Below are 14,178 nucleotides of genomic sequence, written 5' to 3'. Positions count from 1 at the left end.
TCAATCCACGCGGTGGTGGTAGCCGTTGGGCCGGTCGGTCAGGACAAGATCGACAATGGCTTGGCCGACCACTTCGGGTCCTTTGAGCGTCGCCGGATCTTCGCCCGGGAATGCGCGCGCGCGCATCGCGGTCCGCGTGGCGCCCGGATCGACGATATGCGTGCGAATCGCGGAGATATTTTTCACCTCCTCGCCATAGGCGCTGACCAGCGTTTCTAATGCGGCTTTGGACGCGCCATATCCGCCCCAATAGGCGCGCGGTGCGGTCGCGACGGATGATGTGACGGCGATCACGCGCGCATTGGCACTGGCGCGTAGCATCGGATCGAATGCGGCGATCAGCGCCTGTGGCGCAGCTATGTTGAGTGTCAGCAGCCGTGCAAATTCCTTCGCATCAATTGCGGGCACCGCAGCCAGACTACCCAGCGTCGCGGCATTGAGCACGAGAACGTCCAGCGCCTGCCAGCGGCCCGACACTGCCTGCGCAAGCCGCCCGATGCTTTCGCCATCGATCAGGTCGAGAGGCGCTATGGTGGCATTGCCGCCTGCGCTATGGATGTGTTCTTCAACTTCTTCCAGACCAGCGACCGTCCTGGCGGTCAGGATGACATGCGCACCCGCCGCACCCAAGGCTTCGGCGGTTGCCGCACCAATGCCCCGACTAGCGCCAGTTACCAGGGCAAGCTTACCGGAAAGAGGAAGAGTGGACATGAAGCATCCTGTTCGCCCGTCTCCACCGAGAGGGCCGGTTCGTTAGGTGAAATTGGTGGCTACTCAGAGCGAGCAGCCAACCCGAGTCGGATGAAGGATCAGACGACCCGCTCTGCCAGCAGTTCGAGCTGGTTCTGAACGACGACTTCGTCCTGATCGGTGAGCGTGGTCGGGTAGTCGCCCGTGAAGCAGGCGTCGCAATATTGCGGCCGAATGTCAGCCCGCTTCGCTTCTCCAAGCGCCTTGTAAAGCCCGTCGATCGAGATGAAAGACAGGCTGTCGGCATGGATAAAATCCTGCATCCCGCCGATGTCCAAGCGATGCGCCAGCAGCTTGGTGCGCTCCGGGGTATCGACGCCATAGAAGCAGCTGTGCCGGGTTGGCGGGCTAGCGATGCGCATATGCACTTCCTTTGCCCCAGCCTCGCGCATCATCTGAACGATTTTGAGACTCGTGGTCCCACGCACGATCGAATCGTCTATAAGGACAACCCGCTTGCCATCGATAAGCGCACGGTTGGCATTATGCTTGAGCTTCACCCCGAGGTGGCGGACCTTGTCGCCCGGCTGGATGAAGGTGCGGCCGATATAGTGCGACCGGATTATCCCCAATTCAAATGGGATACCGGACTGTTGGGCATAGCCGATCGCCGCGGGCACGCCGCTGTCGGGGACTGGAATGACCAAATCGGCATCCACAGGGTTTTCGACCGCCAACTGTGCACCGATTGCTTTGCGAACCGAATAGACGCTCGACCCATCGACTATTGAATCAGGGCGGCTGAAATAGACATGTTCAAAGATGCAGGGGCGGGGGTGCACTTCGCCGAATGGCCGGTGGCTACGAACCTGGCCATCATGAGTCACAATGACCAGTTCGCCGGGCTCGATCGAACGCAAATGCTCTGCGCCTACGACATCGAAAGCCACCGTTTCGGAAGCGAAGATGATGGAGTCTCCGAGTTTACCCATGACCAGCGGCCGAATGCCTAGCGGATCGCGGCATGCAATCATGCCTTCAGGCGTCGTGACAATAAGAGAATAGGCGCCTTCGACCTGCTTTAGGGCATCGATGAATTTGTCCAGCAGCGTCCGGTATGTGGAGGTTGCCACCAGATGGATGATGACCTCCGTATCGGACGTCGATTGGAAGATGGACCCGCGGCGAATAAGCTCGCGGCGCAGCTTCATCGCATTGGAAATATTGCCATTATGCGCGATGGCGAAGCCACCCGAATTGAGTTCGGCATAAAGCGGCTGCACGTTACGAAGCGAGGTTTCGCCGGTGGTGGAATAGCGGACATGGCCGACCGCTGTATCGCCGGGGAGCCCGCGAATCACTTCGTCGCGGTCGAAATTGCCTGCCACATGACCCATCGCTCGATGGGTATGGAAATCATGGCCGTCCCAGCTGGTAATACCCGCGGCTTCCTGTCCGCGATGTTGGAGCGCATGAAGGCCAAGCGCCACGATCGCCGAAGCGGTTTCGGCTTGAATGACCCCGAAAATGCCGCATTCTTCACGCAGCTTGTCGTCGTCGAACGGATTTGTCGTAAACATGGGTGCGAGCGGATCCATAGCCGATGCTGTACGCCTCAATTGGGCTGCTGCGCGCGCATATAGTGGTTCGATTGCGATTTGTCGCCTGCTAGTAACAAAAAAGCCTGCTCAGCTGTGTAAAGGGCGGGATTTTTCTGCGTCGGCAGGAGCAAAAAGGGCTACTGGCTTTGCGAGCGAGGCGCGGCTAAAGAGCCTGTCCAAATGCACCGCTTCGCCAATCCTGCCCGCTTCCTCAAGATCGCTCGGCCGCTCACTGTCTGGCTTTTCTGGCCCGGCCTCGCGCTGCTTGTGGCGGGAGCGACCTGTGGCCTGTTCATGACGCCCGCCGATTACCTTCAAGGCGAGACGGTCCGGATATTGTATATCCATGTGCCTGCGGCATGGCTGGGCATGGCCGGGTGGGCGGGCATCGCTATCGCGGCACTTATGCAGTTGGTCTGGCGGCACCCGCTTGCAGCCGTCGCGGGACGGGCGATTGCGGCGCCAGGAGCATTGTTCACTGCAATCTGCCTTGCCACAGGATCAATCTGGGGGCGCCCTACGTGGGGAACGTGGTGGGAATGGGATGGCCGTATGACGTCCATGCTTGTGCTCTTGTTCCTGTATCTTGGATATATTGCGCTCGGCAATGCGAGCGCTCGTCAGGGGCAGGGTGGGGTGAGTCCCGTTACGGCCATTTTTGGGCTCGTCGGAGCGGTGAACATACCGATTATCAATCGTTCCGTCGTGTGGTGGAACAGCCTGCATCAGGGACCCAGCATCACTTTAAGCGGTTCGAGTATCGATGTGTCGCTGCTTTGGCCGCTTGGCTTCACGCTTACAGGATTTTCGCTGCTGTTCGGCGCCATCGTCCTGATGCGGATGCGAACGATATTGGCCCGTAACAAGGTGGAAGCGCGCATGCAGCGGCTGGCGCGAGGATAGCGGCATGAACCAATGGGCCTTTGTGATCGGCGCCTATGCACTCACCTTTCTGGGCACGGCCGCGCTGTGCCTGTTTTGCTGGCGGTCCATGCGGAGCGCGGAAATGGCCGCGCAAAAATTGTCGGATAAGTCATGAAGGCCAAGCATCAACGTCTGATACTGGCCTTGGTCGCTTTGCTCGCCCTGATTGGTGCAGGTCTGCTCGCGGCATCCGCGCTGCGCGACGAAGCAGCCTATTTCTACGCGCCCGCCGATGTCCGCACCAAGGGTGTGGAGCCTGGTAAGGCCATTCGCCTGGGGGGCATGGTGGTTAGAGGCAGTTTAAAGCGCGCGGCAGACGGTGTGACTATCCATTTTGATGTAACCGATGGCCAAGCGACGGTTCCAGCGATCTTCAAGGGTATAGCGCCCGACCTCTTTCGCGAAGGATCGGGCGTGGTCGCAGAAGGCTCGTTCGACACCTCAGGCACTTTTGTCGCCACCAACCTGCTGGCCAAGCATGATGAGCGCTACATGCCCCGTGAACTGGAAGGCATGCGCTATAATGAGAAGACACATGAAATGAAGGCCGATCGGTGAACATGATCCATTCGGTAACCAATCGGGAAATATTCGGGGAGGGCGCATGATCGCGGAAGCCGGCTTAGCCGCGCTATGGTTGGCCGCCGCGCTGGCGCTGCTTCAATTGATGTTGTCGGGTCTTGGCCTTGCTGGAGACAAGCCGGAGCTATTAGGGGCCGTCCGTCCCATAGCTGTCGCGCAGGGTTTGCTGACCGCAATCGCATTTGTGTCGTTGATTACGCTCTTCATGCGGTCCGACATGTCGGTGTTGCTGGTTGCCACCAACAGCCATTCGATGAAGCCTTGGCTCTATAAGTTCGCGGGAACCTGGGGCAACCACGAAGGGTCGATGCTGCTCTGGGTGACCGTCATGGGGGTCGCTGGTGCGGCTGTGGCCTTATTTGAGCGGGCGCTGCGACGCGAGACGCATATGGCGACGCTCGGCGGACAGGCCGCTATCAGCCTCGGCTTCTATGCTTTCCTGCTATTCGCCTCCAATCCGTTCGCCCGGATCAATCCGCCGGCGGCGGACGGTCAGGGGCTCAATCCACTCCTGCAAGACCCCGGTCTTGCCTTCCACCCGCCCACTCTATATCTTGGCTATGTCGGCCTCTCCGTCGCGTTCTCTTTTGCCATTGGGGCTTTGCTCACGCGGCAGGTAGATGCGGCTTTCGCGCGCGCCATGCGGCCTTGGGTGCTGGCTGCCTGGATACTCCTGACGTTAGGGATCACTGCGGGGAGCTACTGGGCTTATTATGAGCTAGGCTGGGGCGGCTGGTGGTTCTGGGACCCTGTGGAAAACGCCTCGCTAATGCCTTGGCTTGCCGCCACGGCGCTGCTGCATAGTGTGACGGTTCTCGCGACCCGCGACGCGCTCAGGGCCTGGACCGTGATGCTGGCTGTGATCGCCTTCTCCATGTCGATGGTCGGGACCTTCCTCGTCAGGTCGGGCATATTGACCAGCGTTCATGCATTCGCCGTCGATCCGGAGCGTGGCACCTTCATTCTTGTGCTGCTTGGTGTCTATATCGGTGGGGCGCTCGCGCTGTTCGGTTGGCGCGTCGGTGCCGTTCGAGAAGGTGCGCCTTTTGAGCTCGTCAGCCGCGAGACGATGTTGGTTGTCAATAATTTGCTGCTTTCGGTCATTCTCGGCCTTGTCCTCATCGGCACTCTCTATCCGCTGTTGACCGAAGCTTTCGGGCATAAAGTGTCTGTGGGCGCCCCCTATTTCGATCGGATCGCCGGGCCGGTTGCCCTCATCCTGATGATCGTCATGGCGGCGGGGCCTCTTACGCGCTGGCGCCGGGACCGGTTCGGAGAGGTGTCCCGCCGCCTGATCGCCCCTGCAGTGATCGCCTTGCTCGTTGTTGCCGGCCTAGCGATGCTCGTCTGGGGAAGGATTGGCGTCCTGCCTTTCCTTGGGCTGGTCATCGCCTTGGCGGTAGGCGCAGCAAGTGTCGCGCCCCTGTGGAAGCGAAATCTGCGTCGCACCCCCATTTTTACCTGGGGCATGGTGATCGCACATTTAGGATGTGCCGTCAGCCTTGCTGGCATGGCGAGTGATTCCGCCTTCACGGTAGAGAAGCTTGCGGCCGTGCGACCCGGTGACATCGTCGAAGCGGCCGATTGGAAGCTGCGCCTCCTTCAGATTTCGCCGATAGCTGGGGATAATTGGACAGCCTTGCAGGCGGACATGGAGGTCAGCCGCAATGGCGGACCGCCCGTGATATTGCATCCTCAATCGCGCTTCTTCGCATCGCCGCCGACCACCACGACTGAAGCGGCCCTCCTCACGCGCTGGAATGGCCAACTCTATGTCGTTCTGGGTCAGGAGGCGGATCAGGGCCGCTGGCAGCTTCGTATATGGTGGAAACCCTTCGTGACGCTCATTTGGCTGGGTGGAGGATTGATCGCCCTGGGCGGTGCATTGGCATTGCTGGGCCGTGAGCGGCGGGGCTGGCTTATCAAGTGGCGGGGAAGGGCCGCCACGGCATGAGGAAGCTGCTGATCTGGCTACCCCTCGCGCTCTTTGCGGGTTTTTTCATATTGTTCGCGAGTGGCCTCCTCAAACCCGACGATAGGGTCATCACGTCGAAACTAGTCGGCAAGACGCTTCCGGTTTTCACTTTGCCAGCGGCAGCAAGTGATCGGCCCCCACTGGCGAGTACGCAGTTGGCGACAGGAAGGCCCCGCCTCCTGAACATATTCGCCAGTTGGTGCGTCCCCTGCGCCGCCGAGGCGCCGCAGCTCATGGCGCTGAAAGAGGCGGGAGTGGAAATCGACGCCATCGCGATCCGCGACGCACGACCGGATGTCGATCGTTTTCTGCAGCGTTACGGCAATCCCTATTCGCGCATCGGACTGGATGCGCGCAGCAGTGTCCAGATCGCGATCGGCTCGTCCGGCGTTCCGGAGAGTTTCATCATCGATGGCAGGGGGCGAATTGCTTATCAGCATATAGGCGACATACGCGCCGACGACCTGCCGATGATCTTGCAGCGCCTGAGGGATACACGATGAAGACGTTGCTGGCCTTGTTCGCGTTGCTATTCAGCACGGCGGTATCGGCGCAGTCGGCGCTTCCACCTGCCCCTTATGCCGATCGGCAGATCAGCGATCCCGCGCTTGAGCGCAAGGCGAAAGCTTTGATGGAGACCATTCGCTGCCTCACCTGTCAGAGTCAGTCGATCGCTGACAGCAATGCGAGCCTTGCAGGAGATATGCGTTCCCAGATCAGGGAGCGGATAATGGCTGGCGAAGAACCCGAACATATTCGGACATGGCTGATCGAGCGCTACGGCGATTGGGTAAGCTATGAGCCCACCGCTGATCCCGTCCTGTGGCCTTTGTGGGGCGCACCATTGCTGCTGATCGGCCTTGGCCTGCTGTTGCTGCGTGGCCGTATCAAGCGAGGAAAGCGGTCATGACGGGATGGATCATCGCGGTAGGACTGTCGATCGTCCTGATGGCGGCGTTGGTTGCCGTTGGCCGGATTCCTCGCTCGGCATGGGAAATCACGGCAGCTGCGTTGCTGCTGGGCCTTGCCGGCTATGCTTGGCAAGGGAATCCCGGATTGGCTGGGGCACCGAAAGAAGCCGGCGCCGCCAAGGCCTTACAGTTCGACGAGCAACTTGCCGAGCAGCGTCGCGGCATGGCGGAACGCTACGGCCAAGCGGGCCAGTGGCTCATGCTTTCAGACGGACTTGGCAGACAGGGCAAGACTAAAGAAGCGGCGAATGTACTACGCGCCGGATTGAAGCAGTCGCCGAATGACGCGAACCTCTGGTTAGGGCTAGGGAACGCGCTTGTGGCCCATGCTGATGGAGTTGTGTCGCCCGGTGCGGACTTTGCATATCGCCGGGCTATGGCGATCGATCCCGAGGCGCCTGCGCCCCGCTACTTCTACGGACTGGCCCTCGTTCGGGCAGGCCAGCTGCAAGCGGCCAAAGAGCTTTGGGCGCCTTTGGCTGCGAGCGCGCCGGAAGGATCGAAGATCAAGGCGGAACTGGACCTCAATATCGCGCGTATCGACGCGATGTTGGCTGCGGGTCCGCAGTAAGCGCCTTGAAACAGTGCTCCATCATTTGCGCTGCTCAATCAGGCGTGATAGGGCGCGGCGTTTTTCGGGGGCGAGCGAGACAATCTCGCAGGCTGCCTTGGCTCGGGTGTCGGACGATCATGACCATTCGGCGTTTCCTTCATGGCTGATCAATTGGTGAGCGGTGCAACGCATGCTGATGAGGAAGACGGCCAAGGACACAGCCATGCGGGACAGAAGGCGACCCTGAAGCTCGTCGTCGGCGCAATCGGGATTGTGTTCGGCGACATCGGCACCAGCCCGCTCTACGCTTTCCGCGAAACCTTCGCTGGGCATCATCACCTCGCGCTAGACCCGGACCATATTCTGGGCGTGATCAGCCTGATGTTCTGGTCGATGATGTTGGTAGTGACACTGAAATATGTCACCATCATCATGCGTGCCGATAACAAGGGAGAGGGAGGCAGCCTTGCTCTCCTCGCGCTGATCAACGGTCAGACGAAGACGCAGCGTTGGTCTCGTGGCATCGTCCTACTCGGCGTTTTTGCAACATCGCTCTTCTACGGCGATTCCATGATCACCCCGGCAGTGTCGGTTTTGTCGGCTGTCGAAGGGCTAGCCGTTTATAATTCAGCGCTCGCCCCCGCCATCCTTCCTGCAGCAGTCATAATTCTTGTGGGCCTGTTCTGGATACAGGGTCTGGGCACCACCCGCGTGGCGTCGCTTTTCGGCCCGATCATGCTGATCTATTTCGTCACGATCGCGACGCTCGGCGTTATCAGCATCATTAAGACGCCTGGGATTCTCTACGCCTTCAACCCTTATTGGGCCGTCATGTTTTTTGTGACTGACCCTTTGCCCGCTTTCCTAGCGCTAGGCGCAGTCGTGCTTGCTGTTACGGGCGCCGAAGCGCTTTATGCGGATATGGGGCATTTCGGCCGCAGCCCCATACGCGTGTCCTGGCTTTCCTTCGTGCTGCCAGCCCTAATGATGAACTATATGGGGCAGGGGGCCTTGCTGTTCCGTGAGGGCGCCGCAGCGCTACACAGTCCCTTCTATCATCTGGCTCCACAATGGGCGCAACTGCCGCTTATCGCTCTTGCCACCTTGGCAGCGATCATCGCCAGCCAAGCGGTGATATCAGGCGCATTTTCGGTCACTCAGCAGGCGATCCAACTGGGCTTCATGCCGCGCCTGCGCATCGCTCATACCAGCGCTTCGACGGCAGGCCAGATTTACATTCCCCTGATAAACTGGGGACTGATGGTGATGGTAATCCTGCTCGTTCTGGTGTTCCAGACATCGTCAAACCTGACCGCTGCCTACGGCATCGCGGTGACCGGCGCCATGTTCATCGACAATTTGCTCCTGACGGTGCTGCTCTATCGGCTGTGGAAATGGCGCTGGTATTATTCCGCGCCATTGCTGGCCGTCTTCTTCCTTGTCGATGGAGCTTACCTCGCCGCGAATTTTACGAAGGTTCCGGACGGTGGCTGGTTCCCGCTCTTGATCGGCTTTGTGGTTTTCACCTTGCTGACGACATGGTCACGCGGGCGCCGGTTGGTTCAGGATCGGCTTCGCGAGGCTGCCATGCCGATCCCGGTGTTCGTCGCTTCGGCCGCCAATAGTGCGGTGCGCGTACCCGGCACTGCGGTGTTCATGACGTCAACCTCGAACGGTGTGCCCCATGCGCTGCTCCATAACCTGAAGCACAACAAGGTGCTGCATGAGCGCGTGATTCTGTTGACCGTAAAAATCCGGGATGTGCCGGTCGTCGAAGAGGACGGCCGCTGCAAGCTGGAGGACCTAGGCAGAGGATTCTTCCGTCTGATCCTGCAATATGGCTTCATGCAGGAGCCAGATGTGCCCGCTGCGCTCAAGAATGTTACCGGCTGCGGTCAAGCATTCAGGATGATGGAAACCAGCTTCTTCCTGGCGCGCCAGACTCTGCTGCCTTCTGCCAAGCCTGGCATGCCGCTGTGGCGGGAAAAGATCTTCGCCTGGATGCTGCGTAACGCGGAAAGCGCGATGGAATTTTTCCGCTTGCCGACGAATCGCGTGGTGGAGTTGGGGAGCCAAGTCGAAATTTGACTTGCAAAAAAGGGCGCGGCCCACTGACCGCGCCCCGATTTCGTCTTTCAATATCAAGCAATCAGGCGGCGTCGCGATCGCTGCTGATCTCCACAAGCTGACCGCCATTGATCGCGATCTTCTTGGGTTTCATGGCTTCCGGGATTTCGCGGACCAGATCAACTATCAGCAAGCCATCCGCAAGATCGGCCTTTTCCACCCGCACAAAGTCAGCCAACTCAAAGCGCCGTTCAAAGCTGCGATTGGCGATACCCACATGCAGGAATTTGGAACGGTCCGAGCTAGCGCTGTCGTCTTTGCGTCCAACAACTTGGAGCAAGTTCTGCTGAGCGGTAATGTCGATTTCGTCAGGACGGAAACCGGCCACTGCCAGCGTTACACGGTAGCGATCCTCCGAAAGGCGCTCGATATTGAAAGGAGGATAGTTGTCGCCCTGCTGCAACCGAGCGTTATTTTCGATCAGGTCGAAAAGACGGTCAAAGCCGACGGTTGAGCGACGATAGGGGGTAAGATCAAAACCACGCATGTCATAATCTCCATCAGAGCAAAATGAACGTGCCGAACCCGAAAAGGCATCCGGCGATACGGTGCTTGGCCCCATAAGGCGGCCGAGCGTCGTTGATATGGTTGGAATGAAGACGGATTCAAGTGGACGAGAGCGGAATCAAAAGTGCCCGGACCGCGTTCCCACGATCCGGGCACTAATGGACGATTGCTCGTCTCCCCCTTGGCCTGCCTCGACCGCTTCTTAGCCCCCTAAGCTCGAAGCGGGATGCAGTATCCCTGAACCACGGCCATTAACCTGTGCTTCGCTGACTTTGCTATGGCTCCAGCAGGCTGCTGTCACGGCCTATTTCCGCAGCGGAAACTTTTCCCTCCGACCCTGTGGCTGAGGTGCAACAATCCGCAACGCTTGCCGTTGGATGAGACCCTGCTAGACGGGCAGGACTTAGTCCCACGTAAAAGGCCGTCTGCGCCATCATGATCTTATCTCGATACGAACGTATGATCGCCAAGCGCTATCTGCTGCCTGGCAAAGGCGAAGGATTCATCTTCCTGGTAGCAGGGATCAGCTTGGCAGCCGTGATGCTGGGGGTTGCGGCTCTCATCATCGTGATGAGCGTCATGAATGGATTTCGGGCGGAATTGTTCGACAAGATTGTTGGCCTGAACGGCCATGCCGTCGTCCAGGGCTATGGCGGGAGGCTGCCGGACTGGCGGTCCATCCTAAAGGAAGCGCAGGCGACGCCGGGTGTGACAAGCGCAACACCGTTGATCGAACAGCCGCTTCTCGGCAGCTTCCAGGGCCGTGTGGAGGCTGTGCTGGTCCGCGGCATGACGGTGAAGGACATCCGCAACAATTCAACGCTGAAAGCCAAGGTGCTTGCCGGAAGCTTGGATGACCTGACAGCTAATGGCGGCAAGGTTGGCATTGGATCGCGATTGGCTGAAAATCTCGGGCTCCGGCTTGGCGATAGTATCACGATCATCAACCCGGCTGGCAGATCGACGCCGTTCGGCACGGTCCCCCGGCAGGTTTCTTACCAAGTGGCGGCGATCTTCGAAGTCGGCGTTTATGATTATGACAAGGCCTTCGTCGTTATGCCAATGGAGGACGCGCAGACCTTGTTGTTGCTGGGCGATGTTGTTGGCATGATCGAGGTGGAAACGGTCGATGCAGATCAGGTGGGCGCAATATTGCAGCCTTTGGCAGGCAAAGTAGCTGGTCGCGCCGTCGTGACGGACTGGCGCCAGATGAACGCTTCCTTGTTCGAGGCGTTAGCCGTCGAGCGTGTCGCCATGTTCGTGGTGCTTTCGATCATCGTCCTTGTCGCGGTTTTCAACATCCTGTCCTCACTTATCATGCTGGTGCGGGCGAAGACACGGGACATTGCGATCCTGCGAACAATGGGCGCTAGCCGCGCCGGACTGGTCAAAATCTTCATGACCGTTGGTGTAACTATTGGTTCGCTTGGGATGGCGGCGGGAATGGTGCTGGGCTTCACATTCCTCTTCTTCCGCCAGAGCGTCGTGAACGCGATCCAGTTCCTTACTGGGCAGAATCTGTGGGATCCCTCGATCCGTTTCTTGACCGAATTGCCCGCCAAGCCTGACCCGATCGAAATCTCGATCATATGCCTTATGGCTTTGATCTTCAGTTTCCTGGCAACGCTTTATCCTGCCTTCAAGGCTGCCAATACTGATCCCGTCCAGGTGCTGCGTTATGAATGATATTCTGAAGGTCGCGGGCCTTAAACGTAGCTTCACCCAGGGTGGGGTGACAATCGAGGTTTTGCGCGGCGTCGATCTGACGGTGGGTGAAGGGGAGATCGTCGCGCTCCTCGGCCCATCAGGTTCGGGAAAATCGACGCTTCTACAGGCTGTCGGGCTGCTTGAAGGCGGCTTTGACGGATCGATACGCATCGATGGTCAGGAGGCGGCGCGCCTCGACAATGACGGCCGAACCCGGTTGCGCAGGGACGCGCTGGGGTTCGTCTATCAATTTCATCACCTGCTGCCAGACTTCAATGCTGCGGAGAACGTCATTCTGCCGCAGGTCATCCGCGACACGGACATGAATAAGGCGCGCTTGAGGGCGGAGTCGCTTCTTACGTCACTTGGCCTTGGCCACCGCCTTGATCATCGGCCAAGCCAGCTTTCCGGTGGCGAGCAGCAGCGCGTCGCTGTCGCCAGAGCCTTGGCCAACAGGCCAGCTCTTATTCTGGCCGATGAGCCTACAGGCAATCTGGACGAGCGGACCGCCGACATCGTTCTTGCAGAGTTTCTGCGGCTTGTGCGGGAGGAAGGATCGGCGGCCTTGGTCGCCACCCATAACGAACGGCTTGCGGAAAAAATGGACCGCGTGGTGCGGCTGCATGAGGGCTTCCTGGAAGAGGCGTCAGACCCGCGCTGACATTTCATCGCGAACTGTAGCTACCACAATCTGATCGCGTCCCTGCGCCTTCGCTCGAAGGAGAGCCGCGTCGGCGGTCTGAACCAACGTTTTAGGCTGGCCATGGTCCGGATATACCGCGAGACCGAAGGATGCGGTTATTGGGCCAAGCTCTTGGTGCCCATATTCCACGCGTAATTTCTGAATGCGATTTTGAACCTGCTGCGCACGGGCGAAAGCCTGATCTAGGGAGAAGCCCGGCATTAGCAGCACGAATTCTTCGCCTCCCAAGCGAAAGGCATAGCCGTCTTCACGGAGTGCTTCATCCAGCACTCCGCCTACAGCCTTCAGCACCGCATCTCCTGCGTCATGCCCATGTGCGTCATTGAAGCGTTTGAAATGATCGATATCCGCCATGAGACATGCGAGGGGAGAATGGTTACGGCTGCTGAGCGAAACCTCTTCCTCGATCGTCATGTCGAAGCGCCGCCGGTTCGCCAGACCCGTGAGCACGTCCACCATGGCCATCTCGCGCAATGCATCACGAAGCCGCAGGTTGGCAAGCGCCAAGCCGATATTTTCGGCCAGCATCTCCAGATATTTTTCGGTTCTCTCAATCTGATCGGCAATGATGTTTTCGGGCTTTTCGAAATAGAGCAGGCCGATGGTTTCGCCCTGCGCCGACAAGGGGATGCATATGGTCCCGACGCCAGACGGTTCCCCCAGATGATCACAGGGGATGTCGATCATGTTGCCGGCAGGGCGATGGATTTGACCGCGACGCAACGCCCAACAGGCGGAAGGGGGAAATTCTTCTTTCGATTGGACGGGCGATAGCCAGTCACATGCCTGGCGCATGGCATTGCGGCGGGCATCATGAATATAGAGCCGTCCGGCGAAACCCGGTGCGATTTCAGGAGCGAACCACCGGACCACATCGACAAGATCGGAACTACTGTCACACCCCTGAAGCCGCTGCGTCATTCGCGACAGAAGGTCCCGCATGATCCGATCCGCGTCCCGCTCCTTTTCCAGCCTCTGCCGTTCCAATCCATTCTCGCGGAAAATACGGATGGCCTGAGCCATGTCGCCAATCTCATCGACATGGGAAAATTCGGGTGGAATGGCGGCGAAGTCCTGGGCGGCCAAGCGCGTCACCACATCGCTCAGGCGAACCACCGGGTGCAAAATGCGCTGTTTGAGAATGAAATAGAGAACACAGAGAAAGAGCAGTGCAGTAGCGCCCAGCATGATTTCAGACATAGTTCGCCACTGACGGGCGGTTGCAGTAGCGCGGGCGATCGCGGCCTCGGTACGTTGATCGAGCATATACTGGAATTTGCCGATCTGAGCCGCAATACGGTCCAGTTCCCGGCCATACTCATCACCGAACAAGATGGTCCGCGCGGCGTCTCGATTGCCATCCGTGACGGCGCGTATCGCGGCTTCCTGTTCGTCGGTGAGTGCGTCTGCCCAATGCAGAGCATCGCGGAGCGCGGCAAGTTCGCCTTCCGTTGCGCCGGCATCCTGCAACAGTCTGATGCGATGCTCGATGGAACGAAGCGCCGCTTTCTCGCGGCGGTAGGCGATCACATGAGTCGGATCGGCCGTTATAGAAAAGGTCCTCGCCTGTTCGGTCTGCCGATAACTATCTTCGAGGAGAGTGGCGGTCAGCTGATCGAAACGCGCCCTTTGCTCAACGGCTGCGCGTTCAACCCTCTCCGCGCCCGACGCCATCAGCATTGTCGTGCCGGAGGCAAGTGTCAGCAGTACGGTTGCCCCATAAGCCCAGTTGGTGATCGTCGATAAACGCATACGCCGTCACCTAGGCGTGAGAAGTTGGAGATTGTTTAATGGCATGAAAAGCCAATCCAAAACGGCGATCGAACCACACCGGCCGA

Annotated in this window: 14 protein-coding genes; 10 read left to right on the top strand and 4 right to left on the bottom strand. The window is 59.0% G+C overall.

Features of this window, described 5'->3' with window-relative positions; translation table 11 throughout:
- Positions 1-711, bottom strand: coding sequence for an SDR family NAD(P)-dependent oxidoreductase (locus ACFO3E_RS18005; protein WP_066523714.1), 711 nt, complete (start codon positions 709-711; stop codon positions 1-3).
- Between the two features lie 98 nt (positions 712-809).
- Entirely contained in the window at positions 810-2,288 is a 1,479-nt protein-coding gene (gene purF / locus ACFO3E_RS18000) for an amidophosphoribosyltransferase (protein ID WP_066523716.1), read from the bottom strand.
- A gap of 183 nt (positions 2,289-2,471) precedes the next feature.
- Here purF and ccmC point away from each other — a divergent pair, with 183 nt between their 5' ends.
- The 8 genes from ccmC to ACFO3E_RS17960 all read left to right on the top strand — a co-directional run bounded on the left by ccmC (position 2,472) and on the right by ACFO3E_RS17960 (position 9,384).
- Complete coding sequence (gene ccmC, locus ACFO3E_RS17995) at positions 2,472-3,194, top strand: heme ABC transporter permease CcmC (protein WP_066523718.1); 723 nt, start codon at positions 2,472-2,474, stop codon at positions 3,192-3,194.
- A 4-nt stretch (positions 3,195-3,198) separates the two neighbouring features.
- Positions 3,199-3,330 (top strand): hypothetical protein, encoded by a 132-nt coding sequence (locus ACFO3E_RS17990; protein WP_257784360.1) that lies wholly within the window; start codon positions 3,199-3,201, stop codon positions 3,328-3,330.
- Positions 3,327-3,773, top strand: coding sequence for a cytochrome c maturation protein CcmE (gene ccmE / locus ACFO3E_RS17985; RefSeq protein WP_066523720.1), 447 nt, complete (start codon positions 3,327-3,329; stop codon positions 3,771-3,773). Before ACFO3E_RS17990 ends, ccmE begins: the two co-directional genes overlap by 4 nt.
- Positions 3,774-3,819: 46 nt before the next feature.
- Entirely contained in the window at positions 3,820-5,751 is a 1,932-nt protein-coding gene (locus tag ACFO3E_RS17980; RefSeq protein WP_066523722.1) for a heme lyase CcmF/NrfE family subunit, read from the top strand.
- Complete coding sequence (locus ACFO3E_RS17975; RefSeq protein ID WP_066528417.1) at positions 5,748-6,275, top strand: redoxin family protein; 528 nt, start codon at positions 5,748-5,750, stop codon at positions 6,273-6,275. The genes ACFO3E_RS17980 and ACFO3E_RS17975 overlap by 4 nt, the downstream gene beginning before the upstream one ends.
- Entirely contained in the window at positions 6,272-6,682 is a 411-nt protein-coding gene (locus tag ACFO3E_RS17970) for a cytochrome c-type biogenesis protein (protein ID WP_066523723.1), read from the top strand. The genes ACFO3E_RS17975 and ACFO3E_RS17970 overlap by 4 nt, the downstream gene beginning before the upstream one ends.
- Positions 6,679-7,314: a tetratricopeptide repeat protein gene (locus ACFO3E_RS17965; protein WP_066523726.1), complete on the top strand. Its 636-nt coding sequence runs from the start codon at positions 6,679-6,681 to the stop codon at positions 7,312-7,314. Before ACFO3E_RS17970 ends, ACFO3E_RS17965 begins: the two co-directional genes overlap by 4 nt.
- A gap of 141 nt (positions 7,315-7,455) precedes the next feature.
- Positions 7,456-9,384 (top strand): potassium transporter Kup, encoded by a 1,929-nt coding sequence (locus ACFO3E_RS17960; RefSeq protein WP_066523728.1) that lies wholly within the window; start codon positions 7,456-7,458, stop codon positions 9,382-9,384.
- Between the two features lie 61 nt (positions 9,385-9,445).
- On the opposite strand, the gene ACFO3E_RS17955 is transcribed toward ACFO3E_RS17960, so the two are convergent.
- Positions 9,446-9,910: an Hsp20 family protein gene (locus ACFO3E_RS17955; protein WP_066528420.1), complete on the bottom strand. Its 465-nt coding sequence runs from the start codon at positions 9,908-9,910 to the stop codon at positions 9,446-9,448.
- A 455-nt stretch (positions 9,911-10,365) separates the two neighbouring features.
- Between ACFO3E_RS17955 and ACFO3E_RS17950 the strand changes: the two genes are divergently transcribed.
- Together ACFO3E_RS17950 and ACFO3E_RS17945 are read left to right on the top strand one after the other, a co-directional pair.
- On the top strand, positions 10,366-11,616 hold the full coding sequence (locus ACFO3E_RS17950) for a lipoprotein-releasing ABC transporter permease subunit (protein WP_066523733.1): 1,251 nt from the start codon (positions 10,366-10,368) through the stop codon (positions 11,614-11,616).
- Positions 11,609-12,298, top strand: coding sequence for an ABC transporter ATP-binding protein (locus ACFO3E_RS17945; protein WP_066523735.1), 690 nt, complete (start codon positions 11,609-11,611; stop codon positions 12,296-12,298). The genes ACFO3E_RS17950 and ACFO3E_RS17945 overlap by 8 nt, the downstream gene beginning before the upstream one ends.
- Here the strand turns inward: ACFO3E_RS17945 and ACFO3E_RS17940 are convergent.
- Complete coding sequence (locus ACFO3E_RS17940) at positions 12,284-14,092, bottom strand: diguanylate cyclase (RefSeq protein ID WP_066523736.1); 1,809 nt, start codon at positions 14,090-14,092, stop codon at positions 12,284-12,286. The two genes, ACFO3E_RS17945 and ACFO3E_RS17940, sit on opposite strands and share 15 nt — an antisense overlap.
- Positions 14,093-14,178: the final 86 nt, after the last annotated feature.

Origin of the sequence: Sphingobium tyrosinilyticum, assembly GCF_042654265.1 — a bacterium.
Taxonomy (GTDB): domain Bacteria; phylum Pseudomonadota; class Alphaproteobacteria; order Sphingomonadales; family Sphingomonadaceae; genus Sphingobium; species Sphingobium tyrosinilyticum.
Note: the sequence above shows the minus strand (reverse complement) of the source record. Positions and strands in the feature narration are given on the sequence as shown.

Coding starts and splice junctions, on each gene's coding strand:
- ACFO3E_RS18005 (WP_066523714.1), bottom strand. CDS start 711: ATGTCCACTCTTCCTCTTTCCGGTAAGCTTGCCCTGGTAACTGGCGCT.
- purF (WP_066523716.1), bottom strand. CDS start 2,288: ATGGATCCGCTCGCACCCATGTTTACGACAAATCCGTTCGACGACGAC.
- ccmC (WP_066523718.1), top strand. CDS start 2,472: ATGCACCGCTTCGCCAATCCTGCCCGCTTCCTCAAGATCGCTCGGCCG.
- ACFO3E_RS17990 (WP_257784360.1), top strand. CDS start 3,199: ATGAACCAATGGGCCTTTGTGATCGGCGCCTATGCACTCACCTTTCTG.
- ccmE (WP_066523720.1), top strand. CDS start 3,327: ATGAAGGCCAAGCATCAACGTCTGATACTGGCCTTGGTCGCTTTGCTC.
- ACFO3E_RS17980 (WP_066523722.1), top strand. CDS start 3,820: ATGATCGCGGAAGCCGGCTTAGCCGCGCTATGGTTGGCCGCCGCGCTG.
- ACFO3E_RS17975 (WP_066528417.1), top strand. CDS start 5,748: ATGAGGAAGCTGCTGATCTGGCTACCCCTCGCGCTCTTTGCGGGTTTT.
- ACFO3E_RS17970 (WP_066523723.1), top strand. CDS start 6,272: ATGAAGACGTTGCTGGCCTTGTTCGCGTTGCTATTCAGCACGGCGGTA.
- ACFO3E_RS17965 (WP_066523726.1), top strand. CDS start 6,679: ATGACGGGATGGATCATCGCGGTAGGACTGTCGATCGTCCTGATGGCG.
- ACFO3E_RS17960 (WP_066523728.1), top strand. CDS start 7,456: ATGGCTGATCAATTGGTGAGCGGTGCAACGCATGCTGATGAGGAAGAC.
- ACFO3E_RS17955 (WP_066528420.1), bottom strand. CDS start 9,910: ATGCGTGGTTTTGATCTTACCCCCTATCGTCGCTCAACCGTCGGCTTT.
- ACFO3E_RS17950 (WP_066523733.1), top strand. CDS start 10,366: ATGATCTTATCTCGATACGAACGTATGATCGCCAAGCGCTATCTGCTG.
- ACFO3E_RS17945 (WP_066523735.1), top strand. CDS start 11,609: ATGAATGATATTCTGAAGGTCGCGGGCCTTAAACGTAGCTTCACCCAG.
- ACFO3E_RS17940 (WP_066523736.1), bottom strand. CDS start 14,092: ATGCGTTTATCGACGATCACCAACTGGGCTTATGGGGCAACCGTACTG.